A 19,140-nucleotide genomic window follows, 5' to 3' on the forward strand; every position below is an offset into this window, starting at 1 on the left:
GCTATGACCACACACGGTGCGACCACGCAAGGCAAGTTCCACAAGCGACTGAGCCTGACCGACCTGACCTTCATCGGGCTGGGCTCGATCTTCGGGTCGGGCTGGTTGTTCTCGGCCAGCCATGTCTCGTCCATCGCCGGACCGGCCGGCATCCTGTCGTGGATTCTCGGCGGCATTGCGGTGTTGCTGCTCGGCCTGGTGTATTGCGAACTCGGCGCCGCGCTGCCGCGCGCCGGCGGGGTGGTGCGCTACCCGGAGTATTCGCATGGCGCCTTGCTGGGCTCGTTGACCGGCTTCATCACCCTGATCGCGTTTTCCAGCCTGATCGCGATCGAGGTGGAAGCGGCGCGGCAATATGCGGCGGCGTGGTTTCCGCTGCTCAACCAGCCCAACGGCACCCATCCCAGCGTCTGGGGCTGGCTGGTGCAGCTGGCCCTGCTGCTGCTGTTCTTCCTGCTCAACTATTTCAGCGTCAAGACCTTTGCGCTGGCCAACAACATCGTCAGCATCTTCAAGTTCCTGGTGCCGATCCTGGTGATCGTGCTGCTGATGAAGCACTTCAATCCAGGCAACCTGAGCGTGCACGGGTTCGCACCGTCGGGCATGGCCGGGGTGGAAGCGGCGATCTCCGCCGGCGGCATCATCTTTGCCTACCTGGGGCTGACGCCGATCGTGTCGGTGGCCAGCGAGGTACGCGACCCGCAGCGCAATATCCCGATCGCCCTGATCCTCTCGGTGGCCTTGTCCACGGTGATCTATGTGCTGCTGCAGCTGGCGTTCCTGGGCAGCATCCCGGCCGCGCAACTGGCGCCGGGCTGGAGCGGCATCGACAAGGTATTCGCGTTGCCCTATCACGACATCGCGTTGGCATTGGGGATGGCGTGGCTGGCCGCCCTGGTGATCTGCGATGCGATGGTCTCGCCCAGCGGCACCGGCAACATCTACATGAATGCCACCCCGCGCGTGGTATATGGCTGTGCGCGTAGCGGCGGGTTCCTGCCGGTGCTGACGCGGGTGGATCCGGCGTCGGGCATTCCGCGTCCGGCATTGTGGCTGAGCCTGGGCTTGTCGATCTTCTGGACGTTGCCGTTTCCTTCGTGGGAGACCTTGATCGGCGTGGTGTCGGCCGCGCTGGTGCTGAGCTATGCGGTGGCGCCGGTCACGGTGGCGGCGTTGCGCCGCAGCGCGCCGGAGCTGCCGCGGCCGTTTCGCGTCCGTGGCCTTGCCGTGCTGGGGCCGCTGTCGTTCATGGTCGCGGCCTTGATCGTGTACTGGTCCACCTGGCCGACGCTGTCGTGGTTGCTCGGCCTGCAGGTGCTCGCGTTCGCGCTGTACGTGCTGTATCGCCTGCCTTCGCGCGCGGGCAGGGCACGCCTGCTGCGCCAGGTGCGCGCATCGCTGTGGTTGATCGTGTTCTTCGTGCTGGTGATGGCGGTGTCCTGGGCCGGCACGTTCGGCGGCCATGGCTGGATCGCGCATCCGTTCGACACCTTGAGCGTGGCGGTGATCGCGTTCTTCATCTATCACTGGGGCGCGCGCAGCGGCTTGCGCAGCGACGAGCTGGCGCTGGAAGAAGACGATGGCGAATGACGCTCGGCGTCCCGAATGGGCAGTGCAGGTCTCGCGCGCCATGGCCGCCTGCATGCTGTTGCTCGCCGCCACTGCGCGGGCGGAGCCCGGGGTGCCCGATTACCAGCGTTCGCTCGGCCTGCGCGCGCACTGGAGCACGCTGACCGAAAACGTCGCCTGGCCGGCGCAATGGAAGGACGACGGTACGTTCTACTACCGCAAGACCGTGCCTGGTGGTTTCGCCTTCGTTCGCGCGGACGTGGCGACAGGGCACAAGCAGCCGGCCTTCGACCAGGAGCGCGTGGCGCAGGCGCTGCAGGCCGCCACCGGCAACGCATATGCGGCGTTGGCGTTGCCGTTCGAGCGGTTTGCGTACTCGCAGGAAGGCGCGCGCGAAGACGGCGCGATCGTGTTCGCCATCGGGGATGCACCCTGGCGCTGCAGCTTGGCCACGTATCAATGCGCGCCCGATGCCCCCGGCCGGCAACCGCAGTCGCAGCAGCGACCACGCGGCTTTGGCGTGGTGCGCGACCCGGATGTGGCGGCCGACACCACCCCACGCCGTTCGCCCGACGGGCAATGGGAAGCGCTGGCCGATGGCTGGAACCTGATCGTGCGCCGGGTGGCCGATGGCCGAAGCGTGCAGCGCACCGACGATGGACGCGCCGAGGATTATTTCGATCCGGAAAGCATTGCCTGGTCGCCTGATTCGCAGCGGTTGGCGGTGTATCGGGTACGGCCGGGTACTGCGCGCCGCGTCACCCGCGTGGAGGCCGCACCGGCCGGACGTCTTCAACCGCTCGTGCACACCCAGCTGTATCCCAAGCCGGGCGATGCGGTGGATGTGGAACGGCCGGTGCTTCTGGCGGTGGATGGCACGCGGCGGGTGGTGGACAACGCCTTGTTTGCCACGCCGTACTCCTTGTCGCCGCTGCAATGGCGGACGGATGGGCGCAGCGTGAGCTTTGAGTATGTGCAACGCGGCTTTCAGCACATGCGCGTGATTGCGGTGGATGCCCGCAGCGGGCGGGCGCATGTGGCCGTGGCCGAAGACGCACGCACCTTCGTCTATGCGGACCGCAGCTTTCGTCACGATGTGGACGCGCATGGCAACGAGATTGTGTGGATCTCCGAACGCGACGGCTGGCGGCACCTGTATCTGGTCGATGGCCGCAGCGGCAGGTTCAAACGCCAGCTCACGCGCGGGCCGTGGATCGTGCGCGATGTGCTGCGCGTGGACGACGCACAACGGCGCATCTGGTTCACTGCCAGCGGCACGGAGGCGGGCAGGGACCCGTACTACCGGCAGCTGTACAGCGTGGATTTCGACGGCCGCCGGTTGACCCGGCTCACCCACACCGATGCCGATCACGATGTGGCCATTGCAGAGGACGGCCGGCATTACGTCGATGTCTACTCGCGTCCGGATCTGCCGCCGGTGATGGAGCTGCACGCCATCGATGGCCGGCTGCTGCAGCAGGTGGAGCAGGGCAACATCGACAAGCTGCTGGCGGCCGGCTGGCGCGCGCCGGAGACCTTCGTGGCCAAGGGCCGCGATGGCCGCACCGACATCTGGGGCATGGTGGTGCGCCCGCGCGATTACGACCCGCACAAACAGTATCCGGTGATCGAGAACATCTACGCCGGCCCGCACGACGCTTTTGTGCCAAAGACATTCTGGCCGTTCGGTTATCACTCCGGTGGCGACAAGCAGATCGGCATGCAGGCGCAGGCCGATCTGGGCTTCATCGTGGTGATGATCGACGGCATGGGCACCGCCAACCGCTCCAAGGCCTTCCATGATGTGGCGTGGAAGAACCTGGGCGATTCCGGCTTTGCCGATCGCATCGCCTGGCACCGTTCGCTGGCCGCCAGGGATCGGTCCTACGACATCGGCCGGGTCGGCATCTACGGCGCCTCGGCCGGTGGGCAGAGCACGCTGGGCGCGCTCGAACGCCATCCGGAGTTCTACAAGGTGGGCGTGGCGTTTGCCGGTTGTTACGACAACCGCATGGACAAGATCAGCTGGAACGAGCAGTGGATGGGCTGGCCGGTGGATGCCGGGTATGCGCAGGCCTCGGGCGTGGTCAATGCCGCCAAGTTGCAGGGCGACCTGCTGCTGATCGTCGGCGAGCAGGACAGCAATGTGGACCCGGCCTCCACCGCGCAGGTGGTCGATGCCCTGATCAAGGCCGGCAAGGACTTCGAGCTGCTCAACGTGCCCGGTGGCGAGCATTCGGTGGGCCGTTCCAGCGGGCCGATCGACTATGTGCAGCGTCGCCAGTACGACTTCTTCTTGCGCCACCTGCGCAACGAACCCACGCCGCACTGGAACTCACTACCGTCGGAGGCGCGATGATGCGTTTGTTGGCCTTGAAGATGCCGCGGCCGCGTGGCCGCCTCGCGGCCCTGCTGTGGTCGCTGGCGATGTTGGCCGCCAGCGTGCCGCTGCTGGCCAGTGCAGAAGAGCTGCCGCGCTTCGTCACCCAGAATGGCCGCCATGCGCTGTTTGTCGATGGCGCGCCTTACACTGTGCTGGCCGCGCAGCTGCACAACTCCAGTGCCTGGCCGGCCGTGCTGCCGAAGGCGCTGGACGAGGTGGTCGCGCTGCATGCCAATACAGTGGAAGCGCCGGTGTACTGGGAGCAGTTCGAGCCGGCGCCTGGCCGCTTCGATACCACCAACGTGGATGCACTGATCGCCGGCGCACGCAAGCGCGGCCTGCGCGTGGCCTTGCTGTGGTTCGGCAGCTGGAAGAACGGCCAGATGCATTACGTGCCGGAGTGGATCAAGCGCGACGACACCACGTACCCGCGCATGCGCGATGCCAATGGCGAACCGGTGGACGTGCTGTCGCCGCATGTGGCCGCCAACATGCAGGCCGATGCGCGCGCCTTCACCGCGTTGATGCAGCACCTGCGCAAGGTCGATGGCGACCGCCACACGGTGATCCTGGTACAGGTGGAAAACGAGCCCGGCGCGATCGGCACGGTGCGCGACCATGGCCCGGCCGGCGAGGCGGCGTTCGCGCAGCCGGTGCCCGCTGCGATCGCGCAGGCGCTGGGCAAGCCGCAGGGCAGTTGGCAACAGCTGTTCGGTGCCGAGGCCGCCGAAGCCTTCAATGCGCATGCAACGGCGGCGTATATCGAACAGGTGGCCGCAGCCGGCAGGCGCGCGTATCCGCTGCCGCTCTACGTCAACACCTGGCTGCGCTACAAGGGCAAGCGTTACCCAGGCATGGATTACCCGTCCGGCGGTGCGACGGTGAACGTGTTCGCGCTATGGCGCGCGGCCACCCCGTCGATCGACTTCATCGGCACCGATATCTACACCAGCGACTACAACGAATACACCAAGGTCATCGGCCAGTACGCGCGGCCGGACAATCCGGCCTGGGTGTCGGAGACCGGCTTCGAAGCGGCGACGGCGCCATACCTGTTCCATGTGCTGGGGCAGGGCGGGATCGGGTTTTCGGTGTTCGGCATGGATGGCAACCCGGACAGCGCAGCCAACCGCGCCGCGATTGCAGCGCACGCGGCCAACTTCAAGCTGCTGGCGCCGCTGCAGCGCCTGATCGCCCAGGCGGCCTTCGACGGCCGGCTGCAGGCAGTGGCAGAACAACCCGGCGCGCCGCAACGCACGCTGCGTTTCGGCGACTGGCAGGCCAGGGTGTCGTTCGGCGCGCCGCTATGGGGCGATGCGCCGGCGATCCTGCCGGGTAACGACGACCATGCAGGTCGGCTGCTGGTGGCGCAGCTGGGGCCGGAGGAGTTCCTGGTCACCGGCATGGCCGCGCGCATTGAATTTTTCCGCGAGGCGGCCGATACCCGTCATGGACAACTGTTGCGGGTGGAGCAGGGGCGGTATGTGGACGGGCGCTGGCAGGTCGAAAGACAGCTCAACGGCGACCAGACCGACTACGGGCTCAACTTCGGGCGGGTGGATGCGGCCGGCGAGGTGCCGGTGGTCTTGCGTGTGCGGGTAGGCACCTATTGAGCCTGCGTGAGGCGGCTGGGCAGCCGTGAGGTGGGCGTGATCGGAATCGGTGGGTGGGACACGTCATTGCCGTTCCTGTCAGCTGATTCCACCTCGTGAGACACGCTCGCCACGCGCCTCGGTGGGCGTAGGAAAGACAGCAGTGCGGCGCGACTGCCGGCAACGATTGTGTTGATTGGTTGGCAAACAAACGTCATTGGTTATTTCTCAGTTTCTGCACCGGAGCCATCATGAGCATCAGTAGCATCGCCAGTTCCGGAATGCGGGTCGCCGCACTGCGCCAGCAGGTGGCCGCCAGCAATGTGGCGCGTCAGCCGGTGGACGGCAGTCCACGTCAGGCCGTTGCAGCCAGCACGCAGCTCAATGGTGGAGTAGCAGCCAGCGTGGTCGACGCCAACGCCGATCCATCGGCACCGGCCACCGGTCTGGTCGAAGGCCTCTCGGCACGCAACGACTTCCAGGCCAACGCCACTGCGCTGCGGCGCTCCGACGAGATGCTGGGTAGCTTGCTGGATGTGCTGAGCTGAGAGCCTGGATTGACAAAGGCCGGTTGTCGATCTAGTGCATTAGGTGCGCGGCCTTCGCCGTGATGCCGCATCTGGCTGCACCTGAAACCGGATTTACGTTCTGCATTTTGTGGAGTCAGCGAATTGATGGCTGCTGCTTATGCCAGTATCGATAGACGACTCGATAGTGCGCTTGTCTTGGCTGCGGGTTTTTAGGGCAGTGCGGATAGAGCGCAAGCGTGGAGCAGTTGGTCTGATAGCTGGCCGCAGGGCCGTTGCCCACCCACCATCGCAGGACACGCCGCAAGTACGTCCGTGTAGGCTCTTACGCGGCATCCATGCCGCGTAAGGTCCCGCGACGGTGGGCAGCCAACGGCCAGTCGAGAGTGTCGGTTTGCAGTGTGCAAGCAGTGCATGACGCGCTTCTGATTCGCTAACGTTCATGTGGTTGCGGCCCAAATCAGCAAGCCGATGGAATCCGCGAGATGGACCGCTTTTCACAACGCTAGCGTAGCTCCCGGGTGCGATGTCCTTGCCGATTGCGGGACCGTGCGGCGGCATCAATGCCGCCACCGAGCCCCCACGGGCGGGTTCACGGCGTGTCCGGCGAGCGGCGAGGGCACCGCGCCCTCGACTGACTCGCGGTTGGCCTGGAGCGTCGCGCTGAAGCCGTTGTACTCACTGCCGCTCACTTTCCGTCAGTACCCAACACCTGCGCCACATCCACGATATCCACGCCCTGCAGCTGTCCCAGCCAGTTGTCGAACCAGGGCTTATGCATCGCGCCCACCACCGCCAGCACACGTGCACCGGGTTGGTCGGCAAAGCTGGCACGCACGTTGGACACCATGCGCAGGTTGCGGATCTCCCAGCCGGATACGTAGCGATAGCCGTAGTGTTGCGGCGAACCCTCGCTCAGTGCGGCGCGAAAATCCACCGCGATGGCCAACTGCTGGCTGGCCGGCAGGTTGATCGCGCGATAGAGCTCCAGCAGCTTGCCTTGACTTGCCAACTGGTCCTCGCGCTCACGCATGGTGCTCGCCCGCGGTGCGGCCTTGTCCCAGGCGGCCTGGATCGCCTTGCCATACGCCGCCGGGTCGCCCAGGTCCACGTTGTCGCCGGTGTGATCGTCGGCCGGGTGGACGCGTTGCAGGCCAAGGCGTGCCGCCAACCGTGCGGCGATCTGGTAACTCTCGTTGGGGCGCTGTTCCATGCTGCGCAGTCGCGCGACCAGCGCCGCATCCAGGCCATCGCCGCTGCGCTGTTCGGCTGGCGCAAGCTGCAGCCACTGCACCAGCGCAGATGGTGGCTCGCCCGAGGCCAGAAACAGCGCAGCCAGGTGCCGACGCTGTGCCGGCGTGGGCGCACTGGGCAAGCTGCGGAGCGCTGCACGGACTTGGCCGAGAGCGGTGGGAACGTCCAGACCGGTGGCACGCGCCGCCTCGCTGGTGTCGGGGCAATAGGTCGTGGTGTCCTCGGGCAGATACACCGCCGGATGGCGACGCATCAGATCGCAGGTTTCGCCCGACAGGTCCTCTGTGGTGATGATGGTCGGCGCGTACGCGGCCAGCCGGTCCATCAGCGGTTGCAGGCGCGCTGCACCGATATCGCTACCCTTGGGCAATTGCGACAGATGCACGCTGCCGAGCACCAGCACCTGGGTGCGCGGGGCGGCCATCTCGGCATCCAGTTGCGACAGATCCACCTGCGCCTGCGCGATGCAGGGCGCGATCAAGGCCAGCCACAGCCAGCGATGCGCCGGACGTTGCAACCGCCTGGCGGACGCGCTGCCGGCATCGAGAAACCGCGCTGCGGCGCGGGCATTGTGCGCAATGCGCGGTAGGGATGGCTGCATGGCGGTCCTTGTGGGTGGGCTTGGGTTGCGTGGCGCTCTGGCGACGATGTCGCCTGCGTCTGTGCAGCCAGTGTGGCTGCCACCGCAGGTACCGGCGTGGCCAGAAAGTCACGTGGCTAAATGGCAGGGGGCGGCAACTGGGCGCTGCGCCGTTGCTGCGATGGCAGCGCAGCAACAGCTGCTTGTGTGCGGATTTCCGCACACGTGCCAGACAGCTGCCACAAGACGCAAGCCGCGCAGTCGCGCACGATGTGGATGAGATCACTCGAGGGCGCGACGATGGACCGCAGGACCTTTTTGCGTCAGGGCATGGCCGCGACCGCGGCGGTGGGCGCAGGTGCCGCGCTCGCGAAGCCGGGCACGCCGCACACCTCGGCGACGTTGCCGCCACCGGCGCTGCCACGTCTTGAAGCACTGCCGTCGGCCGCGCATGTCGGCAGCAAACTTTGCAGCTTTCGGCATCTGCAGCAGGACTGGACCGTCTACGAGCATCTCGACGACCCGCAGGGTGCGCTGACGCTGTGGACCGACAGCGGCATGCTGCGCCTGGATAAACGCACCGAGCCGGCCTATCCGGCCGAGGGCAAGCCCTACCTCGGCATGCCGCTGGCCGAGGTGGCGATGGCCGAGGCGGATCTGCTCGCCGACCGCCTGCTGCGCGATGGCGACCCGGACGAGGCGCAGGTGCGCGATGTCGCGCCGCCGCCGGCCTCGCTGCTCGACCCCAAGGACACTGGCGGGCGCTGGCCATGGACCACCTTCGTCGGCACGCGCGAAAGCCTGGACACCATGCCGATCCTGCCCAACGGCCGTAGCCGCACCACGCGGCCCGAACACGCCTTCCCCGAGTTGGGCAACGAGGCGCTGATCAACCGGCGTGAGGAAGGCCTGCTGGGCGGCTGGATGCCGGCAGTGCGCAAGGTGATGCGGCGCGACGGCGAGGCCGATGGCTGGTACGACGTGCTGGTGTTTGCCGATGTGCGTGCCAGCGATCGCTTCGTGGTGCAGACCTGGCACCGCACGATGCATGTGCGCGGCGGCGAGATCGTCGGCGTGCATTACACCTACAGCTATCCCGCGTTCGCACCGTCGCGCAAGCCAGCCACCGCTGAGCAGTTCTACGCGGGGTTGATCGATTTCGCCGCGTATTGGCAGCAGGCCCTGGACGGCACGGTGCAGGCGCAGCTGCCCGATGCCAGCTGGAACGACATGGCGCAGTTCGCCTTCGCGCGCGAACTGGTGGTGCGCCCCGGTGGGGACTATCCGAAGTACGGCGCGGTGGAGCGCGACTACTACGGTAACGAGTACGACGGCTTCCAGGACACCTTCACCAGTTCGCTCTACGCCAATCTGGAATGGGGCCGCTTCGCGCAGGCCGCTGCGGTGCTGGACAATTACTTCGACGAGTTCGTGCAGGACGACGGCCTGCCGAACATGCGCGGGCCGGAGGTCGGGCAGTTCGGGCTGACCCTGTCGCTGCTGGCGCGCTATCTGCGCTACACCGGCGATGCGGCGCGGTTGCGGCGCCTGCTGCCCAAGATCGCCGCCACCGCGCAGCTGCTGTGCGAGCTGCACGACCAGGCGCTGGCCTTGCCGCGCAGCGCGCATGGGCATGGCCTGCTGCACGGCTGGAACGAATCCGATGCCTGCCTGTTTCCCGACCCGTCGCTGTGGTGGAAACCGTATTACGCCAACAGCGCGCTGACGATTCGCGGCTGGGAAGACATTGCCCAGGTCTGGAGCACGCTCGGCGGCGATGCCGGCCTGGCCGCGCAATGGCAGCGTCGCGCCAGGCAGTTGCGTGCACGGCTGCACGCCAGCCTGCGTGCCAATGTGCGTCGCGATCTGTCGCCGCCGTATATCGGCCCGTTGCCGGGCACCACACTGACGTTTCGCCAATCGCTGCTGCAGGAAAAACCCAGCGAACAGCAGTGGCCGCATCGCGCCTATGCCGAGTTGCTGCAGGCCGATGTACTGCCCGAGGACCTGGCCAACCTGGTGATCGATTGCCTGCGCGGCCATGGCGGCACCAGCATCGGCGTGGTGGCCAATATCGCACCGCCGGAGCCGGGCAGCCGTGATCTGCTCGGCTTCATTTCCTACGGCTATGCGCAACAGCTGCTGCGGCTGGATCGCATCGAAGAGTATCTGCTGTTCGTCTACGCGCATCGCTACCAGGTGCATACCCGCGGCAGCTGGACGGCCGGCGAGGTCAGCGGCATCACCGGCGGCATGCCGTTGTTCTGCATCCCCGCGCAGATGACCATCCCGTTGCTGCTGCGCTGGATGCTGGTCAGCGACGACAGCGCGGGCGAGCAGTTGTTCCTGGCACGTGCGCTGCCGCGCGCATGGCTGGGCAGTGGCGCTGCGGTCGGCATCACGGCGGCGCCCACACGCTGGGGCACGCTCACGCTGAGCTTGCGCGCTGACGTGGAGGCACGCCGTATCGATGCCGAGGTGCAACTGCCGGAACGGTCACCCAGGCACACCTGGCTGAGCCTGCGTGTGCCCAAGGGTCAGAAGCTCACCCGCGTGCTCGTCGACGGCAAGCCGGCGCGTCCGCAGGGCCCGCATGCCGATCGTGTGGCATTGCCCGGCAGCACGGCGGCGGTGAAGGTGCAGGCCTGGTACGCGTGATGGGCCGTTGGCGCGATGACCGTGCCAGCCCTGTCGCGTTACCGCGGCCGCCATCGACCACGGAGGCCTTCGCAGGCCGTTGTGTACAGGCCGCTTCGGGCATGCACCCCATTGCCAATGCACGTCCTCCCATCTCGACGTGCACGACGCGCAGCCAATAACCACGCCATCTCCGCAGATAGACACATGACGCCACTCCTGCACCAGACCTTTCAGTGGCACCGCATCGCTGCGTGCTGCCTCAGCATTGCACTCTGGACGCTGTCGGCAAGCGCGGCGGCTGCCACGACCACGCCCGCGCAGTACGCGCAGGCGATCGGCCTGTCCGATCACTACGCGTCGCTGGTCGACAGGCAACCGACCGCGCCGGTGTGGATCGATGCGGGGCATTTCCTGTATCGGCGTGGTGTTGCAGGTGCCAATCAGGCGCCGGCCATCGAGTACCGCCTGGTGGATGCGGCCAGCGGCCGCAATACGCTGGCCTTCGATCATGCGCGGCTGGCGGTGGCCTTGACGCAGGCCGGTGCGCAAGGCATCGACGCCACGCATCTGCAGCTGGAACAACCCACGCTGCAACAGCAGCGCCTGGGCTTCCAGCTGGCGAAGCGGGGCTGGCAATGCGACCTGGCCCGCTATCGCTGCACGCATGTGCCCGACCGCGACCTGCAGGCCGAATCGATGGACATGCGGCTGCCGCTCAAGCAGGGCGAGCGGCAGGCCAGGCTCTCGCCGGATGGCCGCTGGCGCGCCTGGGTGGAGCAGGCCAATCTGGTCATCGCACCGGTCGGCGGCGGCGCGCGCAGCGTGCTCAGCCGCGATGGCAGTGCCGATGATTACTACGCGCTCGACAGCGTTGTGTGGTCGCCGGACTCGCAGCATCTGGCTGCGTATCGGGTCAAGGCGCCACCGCCGCGCATGGTCTATTACATCGAATCGGCGCCGGCCGACCAGCTGCAGCCGAAGCTGCATCAGCAGGTCTATCCCAAGCCCGGCGATGCCTTGCCGGTGATGCAGCCGGTGTTGTTCGACATCGCCACGCACGCGGCGCATCCGGTGGCGATGACGCTGCTGCCCAATGCCTTCAGCTTGAGCGAGATGGTCTGGTGGAAGGACAGCCGCGGGCTCACCTTCGAATACAACGCACGCGGGCACCAGCTGTATCGGGTCATCGAAGTGGACGCACGCACGGCCGCCGCGAGCACGCTGATCGAGGAAACCTCGCCCACCTTCATCGAATACTCCGAACTCAGCGGCGAGCACGAAGACGGCGGCAAGCACGCGCGGCGCGACCTGGCCGACGGGGCGCAGATCCTGTGGGCCTCCGAGCGCGATGGCTGGGAGCATGTCTACCTGTACGACGGCCACAGCGGCGAAGTGATCCGCCAGGTCACGCGGGGCGACTGGGTGGTACGCAAGCTCGATTACCTCGACGAGGCCGCCGGGCAGCTGTATTTCACCGCCTCCGGCATGCAGCCCGGCGAAGACCCGTATTACCGCCATGCCTACCGCATCGGTCTGGACGGCAGCGGGCTCACTGCATTGACGCCAGCGGCCGCCGATCACCAGGTGCGCTATTCACCCGATGGCAAATGGTACCTGGACCTGTACTCGCGCGTGGATCTTGGCCCGGTGCTGGAGTTGCGGCGCAGTGCCGACGGCGGGTTGGCACGCACCGTGGAGCGCACCGACCTGCGTCGTCTGCAGGCTGCCGGCTGGCAGCCACCGTTGCCGTTCCACACCACCGGCCGCGACGGCAGGACCGAGATCTGGGGCGTGATCCAGCGCCCGCAACACCTGGATCCGCAGCAGCGCTACCGCGTGATCGAAGACATCTACGCCGGCCCGCAGGGGTCCTTCGTCCCCAAGACGTTCAGCACCCGCACGCCAGCGCTGACCGCGCTGGGATTTGCGGTCGCGCAGATCGATGGCATGGGCACCAATAATCGCTCGCGCGCCTTCCACGATGTGGCCTGGCGCAACCTCAAGGATGCCGGCCTGCTGGATCGTATTGCCTGGCACAAGGCCGCTGCCGCGCAGTATCCCTGGTACGTCATCCACGGCGGTGTCGGTGTCTACGGGACCTCGGCCGGTGGCCAGAACGCATTGGGTGCGCTGCTGTTCCATCCGGAATTCTATGTGGCAGGCGTGGCCAATTCCGGTTGCCACGACAACCGCATGGACAAGATCTGGTGGAACGAGCAATGGATGGGGTGGCCGGTTGGGCCGTGGTATGCCGAATCGTCGAACGTGGAAAACGCCGCGCGGCTGCAAGGGCATCTGCTGCTGGTCACCGGCGACATGGACATGAATGTCGATCCGGCCAGCACCTTGCAGGTGGCCGATCGCCTGATCAAGGCCGGCAAGGATTTCGACCTGCTGGTGGTACCTGGCGGCGATCACGGTGCCGGCGGCGACTACGGCAAGCGCCGCCTGCTGGACTTTTTCCTGCGCTGGATGCGGCAATCGCCAACGCCGGACTGGAACCACACCCAGGCAGCGACACCGACGCAGACGCCGTGACAGCCCAGGTTCGGGCCTGCCGGCACACCGGTTGACGGCACTGCATAGACCGCGGCCGTTGAACGAGTGCGGGCAGGGCAGTGCACGTTGACGGCCCTCAGTGCACTCGTGCATGCAGACGCATCACGCGATGCCTGGATCGACCGACATCGCAGATGGTTGCAGGGGATACATCGCCCAGGGTGCATCACCATTGGTCTTGCACGTAACGTCCAGCTGCCGACATCGCTGCAGAGCTCATCGACACAGGCTGGTTCATTTGCGAACCATGCGGTTATCCGCATGCGCTGTCGCCAAATGCGACAAGACGTGGCGCATGCGCACAGGCACATTGTGACCAGCTGATGAAACTGGAGCGCATGGGCGCCTCCGGTGCGGAACCAACACCTTTTTCGACAACACGCGCTGCTGCGCGACCCTGGGTGGTCGTGCGCGTCGCAGGTTGTCTGCATGTCTGCAGCACGGCCGTGGCGAGAGATGTCGCTGCGTGCGCGGCTGCCATCCATCTTGCCCTGCGCTGGTGTCCGCCGGCACGGGCGTGTGTTGCCCATCGTTTGTCTGCCATACGACTCAGGAGCCCTGCATGCCGATGTTGCTGTTGCCTCTCTCCCGGACCACCGGCACGACCACGCGCCCGCTGCCGAGCATGCTCAGCTCCGCACTGCTGCTGGCGCTCTCTGCGGGCGCCGCCGCTCCCGTGTCTGCGCAGCAGGCAGGCAACAGCGCTGATGCGCCACAAACGCTGGATAGCGTGGTCGTTACCGGCTCGCGTCTGCGCCGCGTGGATACCGAAACCGCCAACCCGGTGGTCACGGTCAGCCAGGAACAGATCGCCGCCACCGGCAAGGCCACGGTCGGCGACCTGCTGCAGGAGCTGCCATCGATCGCTGGCAACGCCACGAATCCTTACACCAACAACGGCGGCGGCACCGGTGCGTCGGCCATTTCGCTGCGCGGCCTGGGCGACAAACGCACGCTGGTGCTGGTCAACGGTATTCGTCTGGCCTACAACGACGTCAACGCGATTCCGTCCAGCATGATCGAGCGCATCGAAGTGCTCAGCGACGGTGCCTCTGCGGTTTATGGCTCCGACGCCATCGGCGGTGTGGTCAATTTCATCCTGCGCAGCCAGTTCGACGGTGTGCAGTTCAGCAGCGACTTCGGCACCAGCAGCGAAGGCGATGGCAATCGACGCAACTTCACCCTGACCACCGGCAAGACCTGGGAGCGCGGCAGCCTGATCGGCGGCCTGTCGTATCACAATATCGATCCGGTCTCGGCAGCGGCGCGCGACTATTCCAGGGACGCGCTCGCACTGACCAACGGGCAACCGGTGAAGCAGGGCTCGTCCGCAACGCCGACCGGTACCGTGAATTTCAACGACGGCTCGGATCAGTCCGCGCAGCTGGCGCAGGCCAACGGCTGCGGGCGGGTCACCCTCAATAGCGGCGTCAGCGGTCATGCCGGCCCGGGCGATTTCCACTGTTACAACGCCAGCGCCGACTCCTACAACTACCAGCCGTTCAACCTGTTGCAGACCCCGCAAAAGCGCACCAATGCGTTCTTGCTGGGCAGCTATCGCTTCAGCGACAACGTCGAAGGCTACGTCAACACCTGGTTCAGCAAAACAGAGTCCGCCTCGATCATTGCGCCGATCCCGATCTTCGCCAACGGCGACAACATCCTGGTGTCGGCGCAGAGCTACTACAACCCGTTCGGCGTGAACTTCGGCACCGATCGCAGCACCGGCACCTCCTACAACGACCTCAACACGCGCGCCACCGTGCTGGGCAATCGCAGCTATCAGTACAACACCTACAACTTCCAGATCAGCCCCGGCCTGCGCGGCCGCTTCGGCGACAGCTCCTGGCAGTGGGATGCCACCTTCAACTATGGCAAGGTCAAACAGAAGTCGATCAACAACGGCTTTCTCGACTATGTCGCATTCAACCAGGCCATCGGCCCGTCGTTCCTGGACAGCGATGGCGCAGTCAAGTGCGGCAGCGCAGGCGCGGCGATTGCCGGCTGCACACCGCTGAACTTCTTCAACCTCACCGACAGCGCCAACCTGTCCACCTTGCAGGGCATGGTGGTCAACCCGATCGTGACCAGCGTCTACACGGTCAAGCAATTCGAGGCCAATGCCAACGGCTCGCTGTTCGATCTGCCGGCCGGCACCGTCAGCCTGGCAACCGGCATCTCGTATCGTAAGGAGCGCTCGACCACCGCCTCGGACCCGCTATGGACCGGCGATGAAGACGGCCTGTGCGGGGTGATCGAATTCTGTTCGTCCACCCTGGCCGGCAGTTTCGACGTCAAGGAAGCCTATGCCGAGGCGCTGTTCCCGCTATTGAAGGACTTGCCCGGCATCAACGCCTTTAACATCACCTTGGGCACGCGCTTTTCCGATTTCAGTTCGGTCGGCAGCAAGACCAACAGCAAGGTGTCGCTGGAATATCGCCCGATCGAGAACCTGCTGATCCGCGGCACGGTGTCGGAGGTGTTCCGCGCGCCCAACATCAACGAGCTGTACGCCGGCGTGGCCGGCGATGCGGCCACCGTCAACGACCCGTGCAATGGCTACACCGGTGGCAACACCGTGGCCTGCGCCAATGTGCCCACCGACGGCAGCTACCAGCAATCCGATGGCCAGGTGTCGGGCAAGGTGTCAGGCGCGGCGGTGGCCGGGTACCAGCTCAAGCCGGAAACCGGCAAGTCCTACGACGTGGGGCTGGTGTACGACCCGCAGTGGATCGACGGCCTGTCGCTGAGCGCGGACTGGTGGCGCATCGATCTGGAAGACACCATCACCACGGTGTCGGCGCAGACCGTGCTCAATCAATGTTTCGCCAATTCGGCCAGCGCCTTTTGCGCGTTGATCCATCGCAACGGCAACGGCACCATCAACTACATCGCCGAACCCACCGTCAACCTGGGCAAGCTGTGGGCCAAGGGCATGGACTTCAACCTGACTTACCGCGCGCCGCCCACCGCGTGGGGCAATCTCAGCGCCGGGCTCAACGGCACCTATCTCACCCGCTACGACGTGCTGCCCGACACCACCGACCCCAGCTCGGTCACCATCCACAACGTGGGCCGCTATACCCAGGCCTACGGCAACTTCCCGCGCTGGCGCGCGCTGGGCACGGTGAACTGGGCGTTGGGCGACTGGAGCGCCACCTGGCGCATCCGCTATGTCGGCCACACCGCCATCGGCAGTTCGGACCCGGATCAGAGCCTGTCGGCCGATTCCAGCGAACCGATGGTGGTGCGCAAGATCGGCGCCTACGTCTACAACAACCTGCAGCTCGGCTACAACGTCGAGCCGTGGCACACGCGTTTCGAAGTGGGCGTGGACAATATCGCCAACAAGCAGCCGCCGCTGTACTACTCCAACAACGTCGGCAATGCCAATACCGATGTGGCTACCTACGATCTGCTGGGTCGGTTCTACTGGGCGCGTGCCACGGTGAAGTTCTGATCGGGCGGTTTGTCGCCGGTGCGTGCGGCCAGATGTCATCGGTCGCGCGCATGTCTGTGCAGTCGCGGATGTGCGCGGTTGCGCAGGTGTGTGTCGCAATGGCGCGTGGTCTGTGCGCGCAGACAGGAGTTAAGCTGAGCCCATGACGGATATGCATGCAAGCAACTTGCCCGACGACCACGCGCCGAGTCTGTCACGGCGCCGTTTTCTGGCCTGGAGCAGCCTGGCGGTTGCGGCGGGTTTCCTGAGGTTTCCGGCGCAGGCCAGTGCCGCGCAACCCGGCAGCGTGCGCGCCGTGCCGCTGGCGCAGGTGCGGCTCGCGCCGTCGTTGTTCCTGGACGCGCTGCAGACCAATCGTCGCTATCTGATGCGGCTGCAGCCGGACCGGCTGCTGCACAACTTCGTACTCTACGCAGGGCTCGATCCCAAGGCCAAGGCATACGGCGGCTGGGAGGCGGATACCATCGCCGGGCATACGCTGGGCCACTATCTCAGCGCGCTGGCACTGATGCATGCGCAGACCGGCGATGCGCAATGCCGCGCACGCGCAGCCTATCTGGTGGGCGAGCTGGCGCGGTGCCAGGCACACGCAGGCGATGGTTACGTGGCCGGCTTCACCCGCAAGAATGCCGCAGGCAAGATCGAAAGCGGCCGCGCGGTGTTCGATGAGCTCAAGCGCGGCAAGATCGACCCGGCCCCGTTCTACCTCAACGGCAGCTGGGCACCGCTGTACACCTGGCACAAGCTGTTTGCCGGCCTGCTCGACGTGCATGCGCATTGCGACAATGCGCAGGCGCTGCAGGTGGCGGTGGGCCTGGCCGGCTATCTGCAAGGCGTCTTCGCCGCACTCGACGACGCCCAGCTGCAGAAGGTGCTGTCGTGCGAATTCGGCGGCCTCAACGAATCCTTCGTCGAGCTGCATGTGCGTACCGGCGATGCGCAGTGGCTTGCGCTGGCGCAGCGCCTGCACCACCACGCCGTGCTCGACCCACTCATCGCCCAGCGCGACGAGCTGGTGCACCAGCATTCCAACACCAACATCCCCAAGCTGATCGGCCTGGCACGCGAGTACGAAGTCACCGGCGATGCCGCCTCGGGCGCGGCGGCGCGCTTCTTCTGGCACACCGTCACCGACCACCATACCTACGTGATCGGCGGCAACGGCGACCGTGAGTACTTCCAGCAGCCGGACAGCATCTCGAAGTTTCTCACCGAGCAGACCTGCGAGCACTGCGCCAGCTACAACATGCTCAAGCTCACCCGGCACCTGTACCAGTGGGGCCCGCAGGCCGAGTTCTTCGACTACTACGAGCGCACGCTGCTCAACCACGTAATGGCGCAGCAGCATCCGCGCACCGGCATGTTCACCTACATGACACCGATGCTGGCCGGCGAAGCGCGCGGCTGGTCGTCGCCGTTCGACGATTTCTGGTGCTGCGTCGGCAGCGGCATGGAAGCGCATGCCCAGTTTGGCGACTCGATTTACTGGCAGGACGGGCAGGGCGTTTACGTCAACCTGTATGTGCCCTCCAGCGTGCGCGACGCCGTCGGGCTGGACATGACCCTGCACAGCACGATGCCGGAGCAGGGCAGCGCCTCGCTTCGCATCGATGCCGCCCCGGCCGAGCAACGTACGCTCGCGCTGCGCGTGCCCGGCTGGGCGCAGTCGCCGCTGCTGCATCTCAACGGCCAGCCGGTCGATGCGGCCGTCAGCGAAGGCTACCTGCGCATCACCCGCCGCTGGCGCGCTGGCGACACGCTCACCCTGTCGTTGCAGATGCCGTTGCGCCTGGAAGCCACACCCGACGACCCGGCCTGGGTCTCGCTGCTGCGCGGGCCGCTGGTGCTGGCGGCCGACCTGGGCGATGCGGCAAAACCCTGGTCGGGCAAGGCCCCGGCATTGATCGGCGGCGATGAGGTGTTGCAGCGCCTGCAGCCGGTGGCAGGCCAGGCCGCGTTCGACTACCGCGACGGCGATCAGCACTGGCGCTTCTCGCCGTTCTACGCCCAGTTCGATCGCCGCAGCGCGCCCTACCTGGAGCATCGCGACACAGCCGCATGGCAACAGCACCAAGCCGAACAGGCCGCAGCAGACGCGAAACAACAGGCGCTGGACGCCCGCGCACTGGACCGCATCGCCCTGGGCGATGAAGCATCCGAAAAAGCCCACGGCCTGCACAGCGAAAGCTCCTACGCACTGAGCTACCGCCGCCGCGCCGGCCGCGATGCCCGCACCGGCGGCTTCATCGCCTTCACCCTGCGCAACACCGCCCGGGCCCGCATCCTGCGCCTGCGCTATTGGGGCGACGAAACCCGCCGCCGCTTCCGCATCCTCGCCGACGGCGAACTCATCGCCAACGAACGCCTGGACGGCAACCGCGGCCTGGACTTCGTCGATGTGGATTACGCCTTGCCTGCAGCGGTGGCAGGCCGCGCCACCTTGCAGATCCGCATCGAGCCGGAGACTGGCTATTCGGCAGGGCCGGCGTTCGGGTGCTGGGTGCTGGAGTCGGCGTAAGCGCCGCCGCGGCTGGTCTTCAATGACATTGCCTGCGCTTTGGCCGGAGCGCGCATGA

Annotated in this window: 9 protein-coding genes; 8 read left to right on the forward strand and 1 reads right to left on the reverse strand. The window is 66.2% G+C overall.

From position 1 onward, the window contains the following. The first annotated feature begins 3 nt into the window (after window positions 1–3). From EO170_RS08090 to EO170_RS08105, 4 genes are all read left to right on the forward strand, one after another. The gene (locus EO170_RS08090; protein WP_126943879.1) at window positions 4–1,590 is read left to right on the forward strand and encodes an APC family permease; all 1,587 of its coding nucleotides are present in this window, start codon (window positions 4–6) and stop codon (window positions 1,588–1,590) included. Beyond that, the gene (locus tag EO170_RS08095) at window positions 1,580–3,928 is read left to right on the forward strand and encodes a S9 family peptidase (protein ID WP_126943882.1); all 2,349 of its coding nucleotides are present in this window, start codon (window positions 1,580–1,582) and stop codon (window positions 3,926–3,928) included. The genes EO170_RS08090 and EO170_RS08095 overlap by 11 nt, the downstream gene beginning before the upstream one ends. Then, window positions 3,925–5,565 carry a DUF5597 domain-containing protein gene (locus EO170_RS08100; RefSeq protein WP_126943885.1) on the forward strand — a complete coding sequence of 547 codons (1,641 nt, stop codon included), beginning with the start codon at window positions 3,925–3,927 and terminating at the stop codon, window positions 5,563–5,565. Before EO170_RS08095 ends, EO170_RS08100 begins: the two co-directional genes overlap by 4 nt. A gap of 230 nt (window positions 5,566–5,795) precedes the next feature. Then, window positions 5,796–6,092, forward strand: coding sequence for a hypothetical protein (locus tag EO170_RS08105; protein ID WP_126943888.1), 297 nt, complete (start codon window positions 5,796–5,798; stop codon window positions 6,090–6,092). A 667-nt stretch (window positions 6,093–6,759) separates the two neighbouring features. On the opposite strand, the gene EO170_RS08115 is transcribed toward EO170_RS08105, so the two are convergent. Continuing rightward, complete coding sequence (locus tag EO170_RS08115) at window positions 6,760–7,926, reverse strand: DUF5694 domain-containing protein (protein ID WP_241239396.1); 1,167 nt, start codon at window positions 7,924–7,926, stop codon at window positions 6,760–6,762. A 279-nt stretch (window positions 7,927–8,205) separates the two neighbouring features. Between EO170_RS08115 and EO170_RS08120 the strand changes: the two genes are divergently transcribed. The 4 genes from EO170_RS08120 (at window position 8,206) to EO170_RS08140 (ending at window position 19,082) form a co-directional block, all read left to right on the forward strand. Further along, on the forward strand, window positions 8,206–10,563 hold the full coding sequence (locus EO170_RS08120) for a Tat pathway signal protein (protein WP_126943891.1): 2,358 nt from the start codon (window positions 8,206–8,208) through the stop codon (window positions 10,561–10,563). Window positions 10,564–10,749: 186 nt separating this feature from the next. After that, on the forward strand, window positions 10,750–13,083 hold the full coding sequence (locus tag EO170_RS08125; RefSeq protein ID WP_126943894.1) for a S9 family peptidase: 2,334 nt from the start codon (window positions 10,750–10,752) through the stop codon (window positions 13,081–13,083). Between the two features lie 583 nt (window positions 13,084–13,666). Next, a complete protein-coding gene (locus tag EO170_RS08135; protein WP_126943899.1) occupies window positions 13,667–16,564 on the forward strand; it encodes a TonB-dependent receptor in 2,898 nt (965 codons plus the stop codon). 142 nt (window positions 16,565–16,706) lie between these two features. After that, on the forward strand, window positions 16,707–19,082 hold the full coding sequence (locus EO170_RS08140; RefSeq protein ID WP_126943902.1) for a glycoside hydrolase family 127 protein: 2,376 nt from the start codon (window positions 16,707–16,709) through the stop codon (window positions 19,080–19,082). The last annotated feature ends 58 nt before the right edge of the window (window positions 19,083–19,140 follow it).

It is taken from the genome of Xanthomonas sp. BRIP62409 (assembly GCF_003992965.1).
Classification (GTDB): Bacteria; Pseudomonadota; Gammaproteobacteria; order Xanthomonadales; family Xanthomonadaceae; genus Xanthomonas; species Xanthomonas euroxanthea.

Excerpts from the sequence above, each read along its gene's own strand:
- EO170_RS08125 (WP_126943894.1), top strand. The coding sequence starts at position 10,750 with ATGACGCCACTCCTGCACCAGACCTTTCAGTGGCACCGCATCGCTGCG.
- EO170_RS08095 (WP_126943882.1), top strand. The coding sequence starts at position 1,580 with ATGGCGAATGACGCTCGGCGTCCCGAATGGGCAGTGCAGGTCTCGCGC.
- EO170_RS08140 (WP_126943902.1), top strand. The coding sequence starts at position 16,707 with ATGACGGATATGCATGCAAGCAACTTGCCCGACGACCACGCGCCGAGT.
- EO170_RS08115 (WP_241239396.1), bottom strand. The coding sequence starts at position 7,926 with ATGCAGCCATCCCTACCGCGCATTGCGCACAATGCCCGCGCCGCAGCG.
- EO170_RS08135 (WP_126943899.1), top strand. The coding sequence starts at position 13,667 with ATGCCGATGTTGCTGTTGCCTCTCTCCCGGACCACCGGCACGACCACG.
- EO170_RS08090 (WP_126943879.1), top strand. The coding sequence starts at position 4 with ATGACCACACACGGTGCGACCACGCAAGGCAAGTTCCACAAGCGACTG.
- EO170_RS08120 (WP_126943891.1), top strand. The coding sequence starts at position 8,206 with ATGGACCGCAGGACCTTTTTGCGTCAGGGCATGGCCGCGACCGCGGCG.
- EO170_RS08100 (WP_126943885.1), top strand. The coding sequence starts at position 3,925 with ATGATGCGTTTGTTGGCCTTGAAGATGCCGCGGCCGCGTGGCCGCCTC.
- EO170_RS08105 (WP_126943888.1), top strand. The coding sequence starts at position 5,796 with ATGAGCATCAGTAGCATCGCCAGTTCCGGAATGCGGGTCGCCGCACTG.